12 protein-coding genes are annotated in these 14,791 nt (G+C 64.0%); 7 read left to right on the top strand and 5 right to left on the bottom strand.

All coding sequences use genetic code 11. From position 1 onward, the window contains the following. Positions 1 to 191 precede the first annotated feature (191 nt). Positions 192 to 422 carry a heavy-metal-associated domain-containing protein gene (locus A2J01_RS19260; RefSeq protein WP_003943444.1) on the bottom strand — a complete coding sequence of 77 codons (231 nt, stop codon included), beginning with the start codon at positions 420 to 422 and terminating at the stop codon, positions 192 to 194. Positions 423 to 1,157: 735 nt separating this feature from the next. Between A2J01_RS19260 and A2J01_RS19250 the strand changes: the two genes are divergently transcribed. Together A2J01_RS19250 and A2J01_RS19245 are read left to right on the top strand one after the other, a co-directional pair. Then, positions 1,158 to 1,541: a BlaI/MecI/CopY family transcriptional regulator gene (locus tag A2J01_RS19250; RefSeq protein ID WP_037126985.1), complete on the top strand. Its 384-nt coding sequence runs from the start codon at positions 1,158 to 1,160 to the stop codon at positions 1,539 to 1,541. Beyond that, positions 1,538 to 2,419: a M56 family metallopeptidase gene (locus tag A2J01_RS19245; RefSeq protein WP_030537377.1), complete on the top strand. Its 882-nt coding sequence runs from the start codon at positions 1,538 to 1,540 to the stop codon at positions 2,417 to 2,419. Before A2J01_RS19250 ends, A2J01_RS19245 begins: the two co-directional genes overlap by 4 nt. A 28-nt stretch (positions 2,420 to 2,447) precedes the next feature. On the opposite strand, the gene A2J01_RS19240 is transcribed toward A2J01_RS19245, so the two are convergent. The 3 genes from A2J01_RS19240 to A2J01_RS19230 form a co-directional block, all read right to left on the bottom strand. Continuing rightward, positions 2,448 to 3,167 (bottom strand): VIT1/CCC1 transporter family protein, encoded by a 720-nt coding sequence (locus A2J01_RS19240; RefSeq protein WP_030537376.1) that lies wholly within the window; start codon positions 3,165 to 3,167, stop codon positions 2,448 to 2,450. A gap of 67 nt (positions 3,168 to 3,234) precedes the next feature. Next, positions 3,235 to 3,726 (bottom strand): DUF2231 domain-containing protein, encoded by a 492-nt coding sequence (locus A2J01_RS19235; RefSeq protein WP_003943426.1) that lies wholly within the window; start codon positions 3,724 to 3,726, stop codon positions 3,235 to 3,237. Between the two features lie 50 nt (positions 3,727 to 3,776). Then, positions 3,777 to 8,183, bottom strand: a complete 4,407-nt coding sequence (locus A2J01_RS19230) for a non-ribosomal peptide synthetase (RefSeq protein ID WP_064113342.1) — start codon at positions 8,181 to 8,183, stop codon at positions 3,777 to 3,779. Between the two features lie 410 nt (positions 8,184 to 8,593). On the opposite strand from A2J01_RS19230, the gene A2J01_RS19225 reads away from it, so the two are divergent. The 5 genes from A2J01_RS19225 to A2J01_RS19205 are packed head-to-tail and all read left to right on the top strand — an operon-like array spanning position 8,594 to position 11,817. Further along, positions 8,594 to 8,860, top strand: coding sequence for a hypothetical protein (locus A2J01_RS19225; protein WP_030537374.1), 267 nt, complete (start codon positions 8,594 to 8,596; stop codon positions 8,858 to 8,860). Next, positions 8,857 to 9,819: an FAD:protein FMN transferase gene (locus tag A2J01_RS19220; protein WP_030537373.1), complete on the top strand. Its 963-nt coding sequence runs from the start codon at positions 8,857 to 8,859 to the stop codon at positions 9,817 to 9,819. The genes A2J01_RS19225 and A2J01_RS19220 overlap by 4 nt, the downstream gene beginning before the upstream one ends. Next, positions 9,819 to 10,376, top strand: a complete 558-nt coding sequence (locus A2J01_RS19215) for a ferric reductase-like transmembrane domain-containing protein (RefSeq protein ID WP_064113341.1) — start codon at positions 9,819 to 9,821, stop codon at positions 10,374 to 10,376. Before A2J01_RS19220 ends, A2J01_RS19215 begins: the two co-directional genes overlap by 1 nt. After that, entirely contained in the window at positions 10,373 to 11,581 is a 1,209-nt protein-coding gene (locus A2J01_RS19210) for an NADH-ubiquinone oxidoreductase-F iron-sulfur binding region domain-containing protein (protein ID WP_030537371.1), read from the top strand. The genes A2J01_RS19215 and A2J01_RS19210 overlap by 4 nt, the downstream gene beginning before the upstream one ends. Beyond that, positions 11,578 to 11,817, top strand: coding sequence for a ferredoxin (locus tag A2J01_RS19205; protein WP_030537370.1), 240 nt, complete (start codon positions 11,578 to 11,580; stop codon positions 11,815 to 11,817). Before A2J01_RS19210 ends, A2J01_RS19205 begins: the two co-directional genes overlap by 4 nt. Positions 11,818 to 11,994: 177 nt before the next feature. Here A2J01_RS19205 and A2J01_RS19200 read toward each other — a convergent pair whose 3' ends face one another. Then, on the bottom strand, positions 11,995 to 14,550 hold the full coding sequence (locus A2J01_RS19200) for a bifunctional lysylphosphatidylglycerol flippase/synthetase MprF (RefSeq protein ID WP_231915839.1): 2,556 nt from the start codon (positions 14,548 to 14,550) through the stop codon (positions 11,995 to 11,997). Positions 14,551 to 14,791 lie beyond the last annotated feature (241 nt).

Genomic DNA, 14,791 nt, shown 5'->3' with positions numbered 1-14,791 from the left:
TCGCCGTGACCGGCATGGCCACCGTGCCCGGTATGGCCCTCGTGTTCCTTCTCGCCGTGTGCGGAGTGGGCTGCGCTGTGTCCGGATGCATCGTGGCCCGGTTGAGTGTCCGCCGTCTCGGCTCCGCCAGCGTCGGACTGTGTGTGGTTGTTCATCGCGGTAGATCCTTCTCTCGAAACAAGGTCGAACGGCTACGCGGTGCGTGAATCCGCGGGTTGCGGTTCGGCTGTGTATCCGGCCTCGTGGACGGCGGCGATGACCCGAACGTGGTCGGGCTCGTCGGTACTGGTCACCGTCAGCGTTCCCGCAGCTGCAGATACTTCGACCGTGTCGACCCCGACGACGGCGCTGACTTCTTCGCGTACCGATGCTTCGCAGTGCCCGCACGTCATGCCGGTGACTCGGTAGTTCGTGGTTATCACGATGCCCCTTCGTTTGCATTCTTGGTAACATACCCCCAGGGGGTATATGACGGGATGGCTTGCACCATACCCCCTCCCCGTATATTTCGACAGGGCGAGCGGCTGCTGTCAGGGGCGAATACAGGTCACCGGAGCGGTGCAGTCGAAGTCGTGTCGACGTTCCCGGCGATTAACGTGTATCCATCGACCTGGCATCGACATCGGTGGCCCGAATCGCTGCACGCCCCGACTTCACACTCGAACGCGCATCGTCGCGGACTTTTGTAGGAATACACAGATTTGGTGACCTGGCGAGCGCGACAAGGAGCCCGGTCGACGCACGCCTGTCGGCGGATCGAAAGACATCCGAATCCCTGTATCGACCACTCATGCAGGGACTTTCTTTGTGCGTACCGAAGTTCGCTGCTGCCACCGTCGGCGCGTTCCCTCGTGCTCGGCTGTAGGTCTCGACGGACAGATCCGCGTCCTTCTCGCCGCGCCACCGACCAGGCGGTGAATGACGTGCGGATCCCGTCGAGATGCCGAGAGATGTGTACGACTACGGAGCCGGAGACGCAGCCGTCCGACAAGCACGCAGCTGCGTCATCCCCAGACAGTCGAACCCCAGGACCGGATGCGGGCTCAGCACGACGGCGGTCGGGACGTGCGTCGACTCTGTAGGTGCGTACCAGCTGGCCCCAGGGTCGTTTTCGGTGGCATATCCTTGAACGACAGCCGAAAAGTGAGGTCGAAGCCGTGCGCAGAGAATCCGGACAGTTGGAGGAGTCGATCCTTCGATTGCTCGGTGAGCATCATCAGTTGGCGGTGTCAGAAGCTCGGGAGCTACTCGGATCCGATCTTGCGCATACGACAGTGATGACGGCGCTGGGGCGACTACACGGAAAGAGGCTCGTCGACCGAGAACGACGCGGACGATCGTACGTCTACACCCTCCGCGCTCCCGTCGACGAGCTACCGGCCTTACGAGCAGCGATGCGGATGCGGACCGAACTCGATACGCGAGCTGAACGAGCCGACGTTCTCGCCAACTTCGTTGCCTCCCTCGATCCGGAAGACGAATCCGTCCTCCGAAAGCTGCTCTCGGAAGGTTCCGCACGGAACTCGGACCACCGAACATGATTCTGTTGCTCGTCGTTGCCGCGTTGCCGTGGATCATGTCGGTCGCGTTGAGAACATACTGCGGCCCGGTCGACGACGATGCAGCACCGCTGGCAACGGTGACGGTCATCCCTGTCCTGGTGGCAGTCACGGCCTTCTCTGTCGCAGCGTCCACGACGGCGCTGGCATCGGTACTGATCGCCTCACCACCTGCCATTGCAATTGCCGCCGGCTTCGGGATGATCGGGTGGGTCGTCTACAGGCTCGCACTAGCCGCCGGACACATCGCTCGCGTCGTCGCCAGCTCACGAGATGCTGCGAAGTTCGCAGCCGAGGCCGACGTACGCGGCGGAACCGTCCTCGTCGAATCGACCGAGCCCGACGCCTTCGCCGTCGCCTCCGGTGGCGGCGCAGTGGTGATCACGACAGCGCTCGTCGCGGCCCTGTCGGATGCCGAACTCACTGCGGTGATCGAGCACGAACGCGCGCACCTTCGCTTCCGGCACACCTTCTTCACGCAGACGGTCGAGCTCGCAGCACAGTTCGACCCGCTGCTTCGCCCCGTCGTCGGCCACGTCCGCCACGCGGCCGAACGCCACGCAGACGAGTGGGCTGCGCGATACGACCGACATGCAACCATGTCGGCCCTGGCCAAGACGGTATTGCTCCGCGCCCACCTAGCGCGGCACTCGACTTCGTTGTCAAGCACCGGCGGCGACGTCGTACGCCGTGTCCGCGCTCTGACCGCGCCTCCGCCTCCGCCTCCACGCCGTTCGGTCGTGATCGCCGCACTGGTGTCGATCACGGCTTTTGCGGCGATCTCACTGGGATTGTTCGACGTAGCGCAGGACGTGATCGTTCCGGAAGTCGGCGAGAACCCGACCTCTGTCTTTCGTTGAGGAACTCCCCCCCACCGGAAGGCGTACGTCAGATTCCCGCGACGCCGGCCAGCTGCCCGATGCCGTAGGTGATGATCATGGCGATTGCCCCGCCGGTCACTATTCGCGTCACCGCGGGCCGGCGCGGGGCTCCCCCGAGCCATGCGCTGATCGTTCCGGTCGCGGCCAGAGCTACAACGACCACCGCGAACGTCACAGCGATTCGAATCGGCGCCGGAAGCAGCACGATCGCAAGAAGCGGTAGTAGTGCACCAGTGACGAACGCGATCGCCGATGAGAGAGCGGCCTGCCACGGGCTCGTCAACGCGTCCGGATCTATTCCCAGTTCGATATCGACGTGAGCTGAGAACGGGTCCTGGGCGGTCAGTTCTTCTGCAACGATGCGGGCAGTCTCCGGTGACAAACCTTTGTCCTCGTACATCGCCATGAGCTCTGCGAGCTCCTGTTCGGGTTCTTCGTCCAGTTCTCGGCGTTCTTTGTCGAGTAAGGATCGTTCGGTGTCGCGCTGAGTGCTCACCGAAACGTATTCCCCCAGTGCCATCGACACCGCCCCGGCGACAAGGCCTGCGGTACCGGCCGTGAGCACAGGTCCGCGTTCTGCGGTTGCGGCCGCGACTCCCACCACCAATCCGGCAACGGAGACGATGCCGTCGTTGGCCCCCAGAACTCCCGCACGGAGCCAGTTCAAGCGTCCCCCGACATCGCCGTGGGGTTCGGCCTCGTGTCCACCGGACACTGGATCTGCCATGTTCGACTCCTGTTCAGGTCAGTACCGATCAGTGTTCTCCGAAAGGGTAACTGTCGGCCCTTCGTCGTCACTTAACAGGATCGACTGGTGCGGGCGCGGAGGACACTGCGTCCTCCCACGCCGCGCGTGCCCCGGACTCTCCGATCCGATACACCTGCACCATCGTGGCCACTCCGACCACGACAGCGAGTACAGCGACAGCGATCGATTGCCACCGGACCGGCCGCGTCCCGCGGCGATCCCGAATGTGCTGCGCCACGAGCAGGGCTGCGACAAGAGCCAGTCCCAGTGCGAAGTAGAGCATCGAGTCGCCGAGTTCGGCGTGCGTCTGCACCGAGGCCCCCTCCGGAACTCGCTTCTCGAGCCATTCCCCCGCATCGGTGGTCAACGGCGTCAAGGCAAGTGTGAGGACCGCGAGCACCACGATCAACCAGACGAGCCTGCGGCGCACCGGAGCCCAGATACTCGACACGATGGCGAGCAATGCGGTGAGCGGGGCGAGCACCACGATGAAGTGCACCAGCAGCACATGAGCGGGCAGGCCATTGATCGTCGACACACGGATCTCCTGTTGTCTGGGCGTGCACACCACACGGCCACCACTAAATACTACACGAGTTGTAGTATTGAAGCTGCTGTCGACCACGGCTCTCCCGGGCCGGTGATCATTCGTCGAAGAATTTGCTCGTAGAGTTCCCCCAACGATTGCACCGTGCCTCGATCGAACAATGCTGTGGGGTAGACGATTCCAACGTCCATCCCGATCGTCCGGCCGACGGCGTCGCGTCGCTCGACGAGGTGAAAATGCAGATCACATTTCGCGATGTCCAACGGTCGGGGCGTGATGTCGACGTGCGTGGCGCCGATATCGAAGTGCGAGTCGGTGAACACATCCAACGAGAGCGCAACCTGAAAGAGTGGATGTCGCCCGAGATGCGGTCCTGGGTCGATATGTGCCGCGACCGTCTCGAAAGGGACATCCGAATGATCCAGTGCCCGTACTTTGCTGGCATGCGCAATGGCGATGACGTCCTCGAACGTCGCCGCTGCGGCGATATCGGATCGGATCGCAACAGTATTGACGAACGTACCGACGATCGTTTCCAGCTCCGGATCTCTGCGACCGGCGATCGGCGTCCCGATGACGAGATCGCTCGTGCCGGTAGCACGGGCGAGAAGCACCAGGAGACCGGCCCGCAGAACGGTGAACCGGCCGGTTTCATTGGCGCGGGCGACCCGATCGAGCCCGTCGGTGATGTCGACGGCCAGCTGCAGGTCGATTCTGTCGCCGGTGACGTCCCAGGACGAGGATCTGGGTCGGTCGGTCTCGACAGCAGTATCGAAAGCGAGGCCTTCGAATTCTCGGCTCCAGAAGTCGAGATCCGGCGACCCCGGGCGCTGCGCTGCCCAAATGCTGAAGTCGGTGTACTGCAGCGGCATCTTCGGCCAGCCCGGTGCGCGTCCCGATGCACGAGCTCGGTAGGCGACAGTGAAATCCTGGGCCAGTAGGCGGAGGGACCAACCGTCTGCTGCGATGTGGTGCACCGAGCACACAACAAGGTGGATGCCCGGTGCCTTCTCGAACAGCGTCGCCCGAATCGGAAGCTCACCGCGAACATCGAACGCTGCGGCGAGGACCTCGTCGACCGCGCGCGGATCGAACGCAGTGATACCGAGAACGGACTGCAACCGCGCTGGATCGTCGACAACGACTTGCCGCGGACCCCACGGTGAATCCGGGTAGATGGTGCGCAAGCTCCGATGTCTGACGAGCACATCGACGAAGGCTGCTTCGGCCGCGGAGGTGTCGAACGGTCCGGTGATCTCCGCGGCGAACGGAAGGTTGTACAGCGGCAGCTGTGCTGCGCGGTCGATGTGCATTTGCTGCGGTGCCAGTGGGATCACCGCAATGCTCTCCGCTGCGCCCGGCACCGGACGCCCTGGGCGGGGCCGATCGGCTGGATGCGCCTCGATAAATGTCGAGAGTGCCCGTACCGATCCTGCATCCACCAGGTCTCGTATCCCGATGTCGACACCGAGTTCGGTGTTCAGGCGTGCGATCACTCCGGTTGCAGTGAGGGAGTCGCCGCCCAGGGCGAAGAACGATGCATGCATGTCGATGACCGTAAGGCCGAGAACATCCTTGAATGCCCGCGCAACAGCATCTTCTGTACAGCTCCCGGGTTCTGTGTCCACACCGATTGCGACGTCGCGCTTCGGCTCCGGTAGCGCAGTTCGGTCGAGTTTGCGGTTGACGGTCAGCGGTATCGACTCGAGCACCGTGATGGTCGCGGGAACTGCAGATCCCGGAAGTATGTTCGCGAGAAAACCTCGAACCTCCTGCGGATCGAGCGGCTGCGCTCCGTCGCAGACGATGTATCCGTCGATGCGTAGGTCACCACTGTGGGTACGGCGGGTGGTGGATGCAGCCGCCGTGACTCGGGGGTGCGTCCGGAGTGCGGCATCGATTTCACCGAGTTCGATGCGATTGCCACGGATCTTGACTTGGTCGTCGGTCCTTCCGACGAACGCCAGGGAGCCGTCGGATCTCGCTCGTGCCATGTCGCCGCTGCGAAACAGTCGTCGACCGGCTCCGCCGAGCGGGTCTGCCACGAATCTCGATGCGGTGGCGGCGGCCCGGTTGCCGTATCCCCGTGCGATTCCGGTGGTCGGTATGTAGACCTCACCGACCGCCCCGGTCGGAACCGGTCGCAGGGTCCGGTCGAGGAGGTGGATTTCAGTTCCCACCATGGCGGTTCCGATACCGATTGCCTCTCCGGCGACCAGGGCATCGGTCATGGTGACGCTGCATGTGGTTTCGGTGGGGCCATACGCGTTGAGTAACCGACGCCCTGGGGACCATGCGGCGACGACGTCTCGCGGTGCCGATTCGCCTCCGATGATGATCGTCTCGATGTCGGTGAGGTCGGAGTAACCCAGTGTCACCAACGCAGATGGCGTGATCAGCAGATGCGTGAGGTGGCGGCGCGCGAGCAGTTGCGTCAGCTCGGGGCCCGCGTATGCCTGCGGCGGGGCGATGACCAGGGTCGCCCCTGCTGCCGCTGATGCAAGGTGTTCGACGATGGCGGTGTCGAATCCTGGCGAGGTGAGATGGCAGACTCTCGACGAGGCATCGAGACCATAGCTCACCTCGATCTGCTGCACCAATGCTCCGATGCCCTCGTGGGTGACGACGACGCCTTTCGGCTCACCGGTCGAACCCGAGGTGTAGATCACGTACGCCGCATTCGATAGCGAAGCCTTGCGCGTCGCCGGTCGACGCCGGGTTTCGTCGCTGCCGGCGACGCCGATGTCGAGCCAGTCGATTCCGCCGCCCGTCCAGGCGGGTTCTGCACTCGACCTGAGCCCGAGGACAGCGCGGCTGTCCCGCAGGATGTAGTCGGCCCGGCTATCGGGCAGTTTCGGGTCGATCGGCACGTAGACCGCACCCACGCGAGCGACCGCCCAGAACGCGATGACTGACGCGATGGATCGTGATATACACACTGCGATTGCAGCTTCCGGTCCGGCCCCCCGCTCTGTCAACCTCCCCGCCAGGTCGTCGACACGCTCGTTCAGTTCGAGATATGTCAATACTGTGTCTCCGTCGTCGACCGCAGTCCGCTCTCCCGCGTTCCGCACCGCAGCGTCGAATGCGTCGATCAGAGTCATGCTCGAAGTCGCTGCGGCCCCGGTCGATGCGGTGGGTGGTTCGTCCGGCAGGAACAACTCGAGGTCGCAGACGGCGGTATCGGTGACGTTCGGGTCTGCGAATCCGTCGAGGAGATGAAGAAACCGTTTGTGGTGGAGGGCGAGATCGCCGGCGGGATAGACGGCTGGGTTGGCCTCGAAGTCGATGCGGGGGCCCTGGCCGGTGCGGCCGGGGTAGATGTCGACGGCAAGGTCGGCCACCGGTCCAGTGGTCAAGATGTGGATCTGCCCGTCGACACCGCCCAGGCGGACACTGTTTGCGAACATCATCACGTTGACCGTGGGTCCGAAAGATGCTGCCGAGAGGGGTGATTCACCGGGTGAGGTGGACGATGTGCCGGGCCTGGATCGTTGGTGGCGCAGTACCGTGCCGAGGGCTGTCTCGGTCAGTTTGATGGCACCGCCGACGGTCGTGCGTCCAATGCCTGGCAGGTCCAGGGGCACAACGTTCGAGGTAGTCGATCCGCCGCGCCGTAGCAGCGCAGTGGAGCGAGCGGACACCGGGAGGGACAGTCGCACGTCGGTCGAGTCGGTCATGCGGGCAACAAACACTGCGAATGCTGCGATGACAACGCTCGACGTCGTGCGGCCAGCGAGCGGCGTGAGGACAGCGTGCTGGCTCGATGCGGCGACACCGCCTGCGGTCATCGACATCGGTTGCGGTGCAGCACTGCCCGCGAGCGACAACACCCCGGTACGGGAGTGTTCGAGTGCCGATGCGCGCCAGAAGTCACGGTCTCGTCGTGCCCGCGCCGACCCTTGATACTGTCGGTCTTCCTCCACGAACGCCGCCGGTGACGTCGCATCGTGGGGCGCTGGTTCTTCGCCGGCCATCACGGCGGTGTAGATCGCTGCGCCGCGCTCGAGTACTCGGACCGAGGCGTATCCATCCAGCGAGATGTGGTGGGCGCAGGTGTACCACAGGACATGATCGTCGGACAGGCGGAAGAGCCGGAGCCGGACCAAGCAGCCGTCGAGTGGGAACGGGCTTCGGCAGTCCCGCTCCATCCACTGCAGGGCAGCCTCCCGTGGATGCTCGACGCCGCGAAGGTCGACCGTCTGAGCCGCATCACGGACGCTGCCAGCGAAGGTCTGACTGGGACGACCGGCGGCATCGACAATGCGCATCGGAGCCGACGAATACTCGGTGTGGGCCCGCAGGCCACTGCTCAGCAGCGCATCGACATCGACGCTGCCGGTCAATTCGACATAGTAGGCGATCACGAAGGGGATGTCCGGCGACAGCTGCTGGGCATGCCAGATATCGAGCTGTGGTGTCGTCAACGCCAACACGTCGTCGCCCATGTGAACCCTCTCAGAACAGTTCATCAACTACTACATGATCGGTAGTATCCAGATTAGCGTCGTCACCGAGGCCGCGCATCGACGCAGCGAAGAGCGGCCGACCGAGATACCACCAAACCCCCTATAAGAAGCCTTACTCGCGTGTTGCTGAAGGTCCCTTGAGGATGAACGGGATGGGCTAGAACGGCGCTGGGTCGGACCACTCTCAGCGCTCTTTCAGCACCCTGTGGGCACTATGAAGCCAAGTCCATCGACTGGTCGACCTCCGCAGAACACACAAGGTTCGCGATCGATCGTCCAGGAAAGTTCGTACCCGAGTTGCAGCGCACGCACAGCGTCTTCCCAGCAAACTCGCACACTCTGGATCTCGAGGCCCTCGACCACGCGGGCCGATATCGGAAAGGCCTCGCATGACTACACCGGAATCCGGCTTTCGTAGAACGCGTATCGCCACTGCGGCAGTGGCAGGAATCGGGGTCGCCGTCGTGATCGGAACCTCGACCCTGGCATTCTTCGATACCCAGAACACCGGTACAGCCAACGCAGCGACTGTCTCGGATACGACCTCGACTAAGCAATCAGCCAACGGAACCAGCACCACCACGAACCCATTCGGCACCTCGCCACGTGTCTCGTCGGGATCCGGAACACCACACAGCACCACCCACGGCTCATGAGTACTGTCGCCGACAATGACTCGGTAGCCGAGTCCCGTTGGCAGATATGGAGCACCGACGCTCATCTCGTCGTGACCGACCCGATGTCGCTCGAGGCTGCGGAATCGATGGTGCGCAGCGAACTCGACGCGGTCGATCGCGCATGCAGCAGGTTCCGGCCCGATTCCGATGTCATGAACCTGGCCGGCTCACATATCCGGCCCGCCCCCGTCGGTGCCGTACTCGCCGACTTCGTGCACGCGTCGCTACAGGCAGCCGAATTCACCGACGGTGCAGTGGACCCGACGCTCGGCTCGGCGATGATCGAGCTGGGCTACGACCGGGACTTCTCACTGCTCGAACCACCATCCGAGGGTTCCTCCACACCCGTGTCGTTCGTACGCCGCGCCGACTGGACGATGGTGACCCTGCACGACGGCGTGCTCACGGTTCCGGAGGGCGTTGTACTGGACCTGGGAGCGACCGCGAAAGCGCTGGCAGCCGACCGCTGCGCGGCACTCGTCGCGTCCGAACTCGGCTGCGGAGTTCTCGTCTCTCTCGGAGGTGACATCTCGACGAGCGGTCCGCAACCGAGCACGGGATGGCATATTCGAGTGTCCGACGGCGACAACCAACCATCGACGACGATCACCATCGGATCGGGCGTCGGAGTTGCCACGTCGAGCACCCTGCGGAGGCGATGGTCGAAAGGCGGAAAGACTGCTCACCACATCCTCGACCCGCAACTCTTAGTTCCTGCCGACCCATACTGGTGCACAGTCACCGTCGTCGCACAGAGCTGCTTTCTGGCAAACACGGCCAGTACCGCCGCCATCGTGAAAGGCCCGTCGGCCGTTCGATGGCTGACAGACAACGGCCTTCCCGCCCGAATGATCGACGCCGACGGCGACACGACACTGACACCCGGATGGCCCCATAACAGTGCCCACATCGGACATCCGATCACCGAGGAGCACTGATGGATCAGGCATTGTGGGCACTCGGACGGGGAACAGGCATCGCGGCGTTGGTGCTACTCACCCTCTCCATGGCATCGGGAATGGTGACGCGATCGGGGAGACCGATCCTGACGCTCCCACGATTCGGCGTCGTGGAACTCCACAAGAACACGTCCCTGTTGGGGTCGCTGCTCATCGCGATCCACGTCGGTTCACTGTTCTTCGATCCCTACGCACAGCTGAACGTCATCGACTCGGTGCTCCCGTTTCTCGGGCAGTACCGGCCGTTCTGGCTCGGCCTCGGCACCCTCGCCGTGGATCTGATCATCGTCGTCGTCGCCACCGCTCTACTGAAGCACCGACTGGGGCACAAAACATTTCGAGTCGTCCACTGGTCGACGTACGCCCTGTGGCCGATTGCCCTCGCCCATGCCCTGGGCAACGGAACCGACGTCGGACACGCATGGTTCCTCTCCATTGCTGCAGTGTGCGCGGCACTGGTGACAGCCGCGACGACGTTCCGACTCCGCCACGACTTCCTCGAATTTCACCACACCCGAGCAGGAGCACAGCGATGACGACCTCGAGCCTCACTCACATTTTGTCCGGTGCCGCGTTCGACCTCGACCGACATGCGCACATGTTCGGGCCGGTGCCTGCGGGCGATGATTCGGTCATCGCGGCTGTCTCACGTTCCGGCCTGGCCGGGCGCGGTGGCGCAGGTTTTTCGGCCGGGGCGAAGATGGCCGCCATCACCGGTCGCCGCCCGGTAATGATCGCGAACGGATCCGAGGGCGAACCGCTGAGCAGCAAAGACGCTGTCCTACTGTCCGATTCACCGCATCTCGTTCTCGACGGCCTCTCGATTGCCGCGGCCGCAGTGCGCGCCACGGATGCATTCCTGGTCGTACCCGCCTCGCATGCCGAACGGTTGCGCAACGCCATCGCCGAACGGCGACACAGTCGTTGGGATCGCACCGATGTCCATGTCGTCGCGTCCGCCGGACGCTTCGTATCCGGGGAGAAAACGGCTCTGATCGCGGCGGTCGAGGGGAAGCCGCCGATTCCGCGATCCTCGCTGACATCGTCATCGAAATCGGGAGTGAAGGGGCGCCCGACTCTCGTGCACAATGTCGAGACTCTCGCGCACGTCGCCACCATTGCGCGATTCGGCGTCGACTGGTTCCGAGCGTCCGGAACTGCCAGCGAACCTGGAACGATGCTCGTGACGTTGTCCGGTGCGGTGCACAACCCCGGCGTTGTCGAGGTACCGATCGGAAGCCGACTCGAGTGGGTTGTCGGCGATATCGGACGAGCAGACATAGACCACACTCGCGCTGTCCTGGTCGGCGGTTATCACGGAACCTGGATCAACCGAGCGGACCTCGCAGGGCGACGCCTCTCGAAAGAATCACTCGCCGCGATAGGCGCAAGTCCGGGAGCGGGAGTGGTACACGCGCTTGCAGTCGACACCTGCGGTCTTCGTGCCACGGCCGACATCGTCGACTACCTTGCACGGGAAAGCGCCGGTCAATGCGGGCCTTGCCTGAACGGGCTCCCCCGGCTGGCATCGGTGTTCGGCGACCTCGCCTACCACCGTCCCGGTGAACAGACGCTGAACGAGATCCGCCGCTATGCCGGGCTCGTCGACGGGCGCGGTGCATGCCACCATCCCGACGGAACCGTACGGCTCGTCCGGTCGGCCTTGACCGCATTCGCCGACGACGTGCGCCTGCACAGCACCGGCCACTGCGAAGCGAGAGCTCTCTGGGGAAACCGATGAGAACCGACCGAACATCCGACATGCAGCTTCACATCGACTGGACACGCTGCGACGGCCGGGGCCTGTGCACCGAATTGCTCCCCGAGATCCTCTCCCGCGACGAGTGGGGATATCCGCTTTCAGCGAGCCCTGCGCCTGTTGTGCGATCGAGATCACTGGGTGATGCACGCAAGGCCGTCGAATTGTGCCCACGGATAGCGTTGTCGTTGCACTCACCGGACCGAACGACACCGTAGAGCCGTCTCGACACGAGACTGTCAGAGGAACCGGGGCCACAGGATGACTCGGTCGATTCCGTGAACCGACGCGATCTCTGCGTTCGGTGTGCCTAGCCGAGCATCCTGCGGATGCGGTGTGCCGGATGTCGCGGCCGTTGCCGTGGTGGATGCAGGTGGTGGCGACGGCGACACACCTCAGGATCGCCGAAGCAATGCGGTCACCAGGCGAACACTTTGCCTTGTGGACAGCTCCGGCAGATACGCCTTGGTGATTGCACTGCCGATGCTCGCCAACGCTGCTGGATCGGGGAACGCCATGTACATCGGGCTGTATTCGGGTTGGAATTTGGATTTGAACGCGAGCAGTGATCGAAAGCCGTACACCGGTTCGAGAGTTCGCCCGAGCAGGTCCAGGGATCGATCCATCACCCCTGTGGCCGGTGAATCCGATGATGCAGCAGTCACCGCATGTGCCAGCGGAGCACCGGAAAGGCTGAGGAACTGTGCGCCTTCGTCTTTGACCATCATCGCAGCCGAAGCGATCAAGAACTCGATGGCCGGCCGGAAACCGTCGGCGCGTCGGCGCATGAAGTCCATCGTCCACCCCACCACGATGCCGTCGCGATAGACGGGCATCCAGGAGGTGACAGCGTGCACCGTGCGGTGCTCGTCCACGGCAATGAGGCAGCGGACATCGCGGTCGTCGAGTTCGTTGAGTCCACCGAGGGTGAACCCCATCTCGGGCATGCCTTTGTCGGTCATCCATTCTTCGGAGATGGCCGCGATCTGGTCGGTGATCGCGAAGGGTGCGTCCGGGTAGGAGAGCCATTCGGCGTGCACAGCAGCTTTCCCGGCGCGGTTGAGTGCTGTACGCACGTCCTGAAACTTCTTCCCGGTGAACGCCAGGGTCGACAAGTTCAGGACCGCCTCCTGGGCGACCTGCACACTCGACCACCCGAGCGTGTCGGTGACCGAACGAACCTCGCCCGACACCGAATACAGGCACGGTGTCCAGCCGTTCCCGACGCAGAAGTCCGCGAATCCGAGCAGCGTTGCGCGCAGATCGCCCGGGGGACACACCGGGCTGCCGGTGGTGACAGCGACACGGCCGATCACCCGATATGCGATGAAGCCCGTGCCCGAGTCGTCGAACCAGTACTGGTTCCCCGGCCACGTGGTCATCCACGACAGTGATCCCCCGCCGAAGGACCGCAGGATTTCGCGGGCGCGGACGACATCACCGGAGTCGACTGTGTAGGCGGGTTTGGTGAAGGTTCGGAACATGGCGACGGTCAGCACGAGCCAGAACACCACTCCTGTCCACTCGAAGAGCAGCGTCGCTGGCGTGTTCGTGGGTAGTAGGCGTGGGTCGAGCCACTGCAGGTCCACCGGTGGGATGAGACGGTTGGGAAATTCGGCGATGAGCGCGGTCGGTGTGGCCACCGGGTCGAACCCTGCCCGTGCAAGCCAGCCGGCACCGACGAAGACCACGAACAGGGTTGCCACTGTCACCGCCGCCGCGTACCCGAACCGGCGGTACGTTCCCGACGGCGCGGCAGCATCGAACAATCCACGCGACCACAGCAACAACGCCACAATGACGATCGGAGTCAGTACCGGTATCGCCGATCTCGCGATCTGCGATGTCTCGTCCAGGCCGTAGAACACCGAACCCGGTGTGACACTGTCGATGTAGCGCAGCACCACGTTGAGCACGGCCAACCCGATCAGCACCGCCTGAGCGATTACGGCGGTCCACCAGGCACCGCGCCGACCACGCCGGAGCCCGTCCGCTACCGCCAGGACGAACACCGTCGGCATGATCGCCAACAGTGTGGGGCCGATCCCGGAAAGCCTCAGTGCAGCAAGCCCTTCCCTGCATTCTTGGGGATCCCCTCCTGCCGCGCACAGTGCGCGGATATCGCCCACTGTGGCCTCGGATCCGCCGAAGACATCTTTCAACCCGGCGAACGGGCCGATCGCATTCGGGGAGAGTGCGGCCAGGATCGGACCGATTGCGCTGGCCGCGACCACGAGTGCAATGAGCAGACGACCCTCTCGTTGCGTTCCCACCATCGGTTGACGCCGCGTCGGCCGACCGAGCAGCAGCGGGCCGACGCTCAACCCGATCGCTGCCGCCACGAGCCGGATGACGTCTTGCAGGTGACCACCGAAGAGCACCAGGGTGATCAACAACGTCACCGTCACCACCCGCACCCGCCACCGCCACAACGTGCTCATCGACACCGTCGACGCCATGAGCACCCCGACGATCCACGTGGTCGGACTTACCGCGACACCACTGTGCAACGTCGAGGCCCATCGCAGGCCGATACGCTCGGTGATCGAGGTGAACAGCACCCCGCCGGCCGTTCCACCCAGTTGTGTCAGCACCGCGGCCGCCACCCATCGCGGCGTTCGGAGTCGCTTCTCGAGCGGTGCAGCGACGAGCAGCACCAGAAGCGTCGCAAGCAGATACCCGGTCAGGCTCGCCGACCACAGACCGGCCGAGAGCAGTGTCCACACTCGGCCCTGCCGCAGTGACTCGGTCCCGACACCGACCTGAGCCAACACCGATGGGCTCGGGCCGTGCCCGACACTCGACGTCGCGATCGCCGCCGCCCACATCACGAGGACGAACAGTGCGCTCGCCGGCGCACGAACTATGTTCTCGCGCAGGAACGCTCCTGCCGAGGCTGTGTACCGGGGTAACGCTCGTACGGCGGATCTGGCGGCGGCGGTGAAGTTCACCGCGCGCTCCTTTACCCGGGTGCTGTGTGGTATCGAGTGCTTCACGATCTCAGGTCCTCCTCGTTGCGGACCGCGCACGAGTGGTCCTCGCGCGGTTCCGATCGCATCGCGAGCCGACAGCTCGCCCGGGTCCTACAAGATCTCCGAATCTTTTCGCCGCCCTGTGGTACTCGCCGCCCGTCGAGTCCATCCGGTCCAGGGGCCAGCGCCGGGTCATGGCGTCAATCCCAACCGGGTTCCC

It is taken from the genome of Rhodococcus sp. EPR-134, assembly GCF_001647205.1.
GTDB lineage: Bacteria > Actinomycetota > Actinomycetes > Mycobacteriales > Mycobacteriaceae > Rhodococcus_F > Rhodococcus_F qingshengii.
This window is presented reverse-complemented; position numbering and strand designations above follow the sequence as displayed.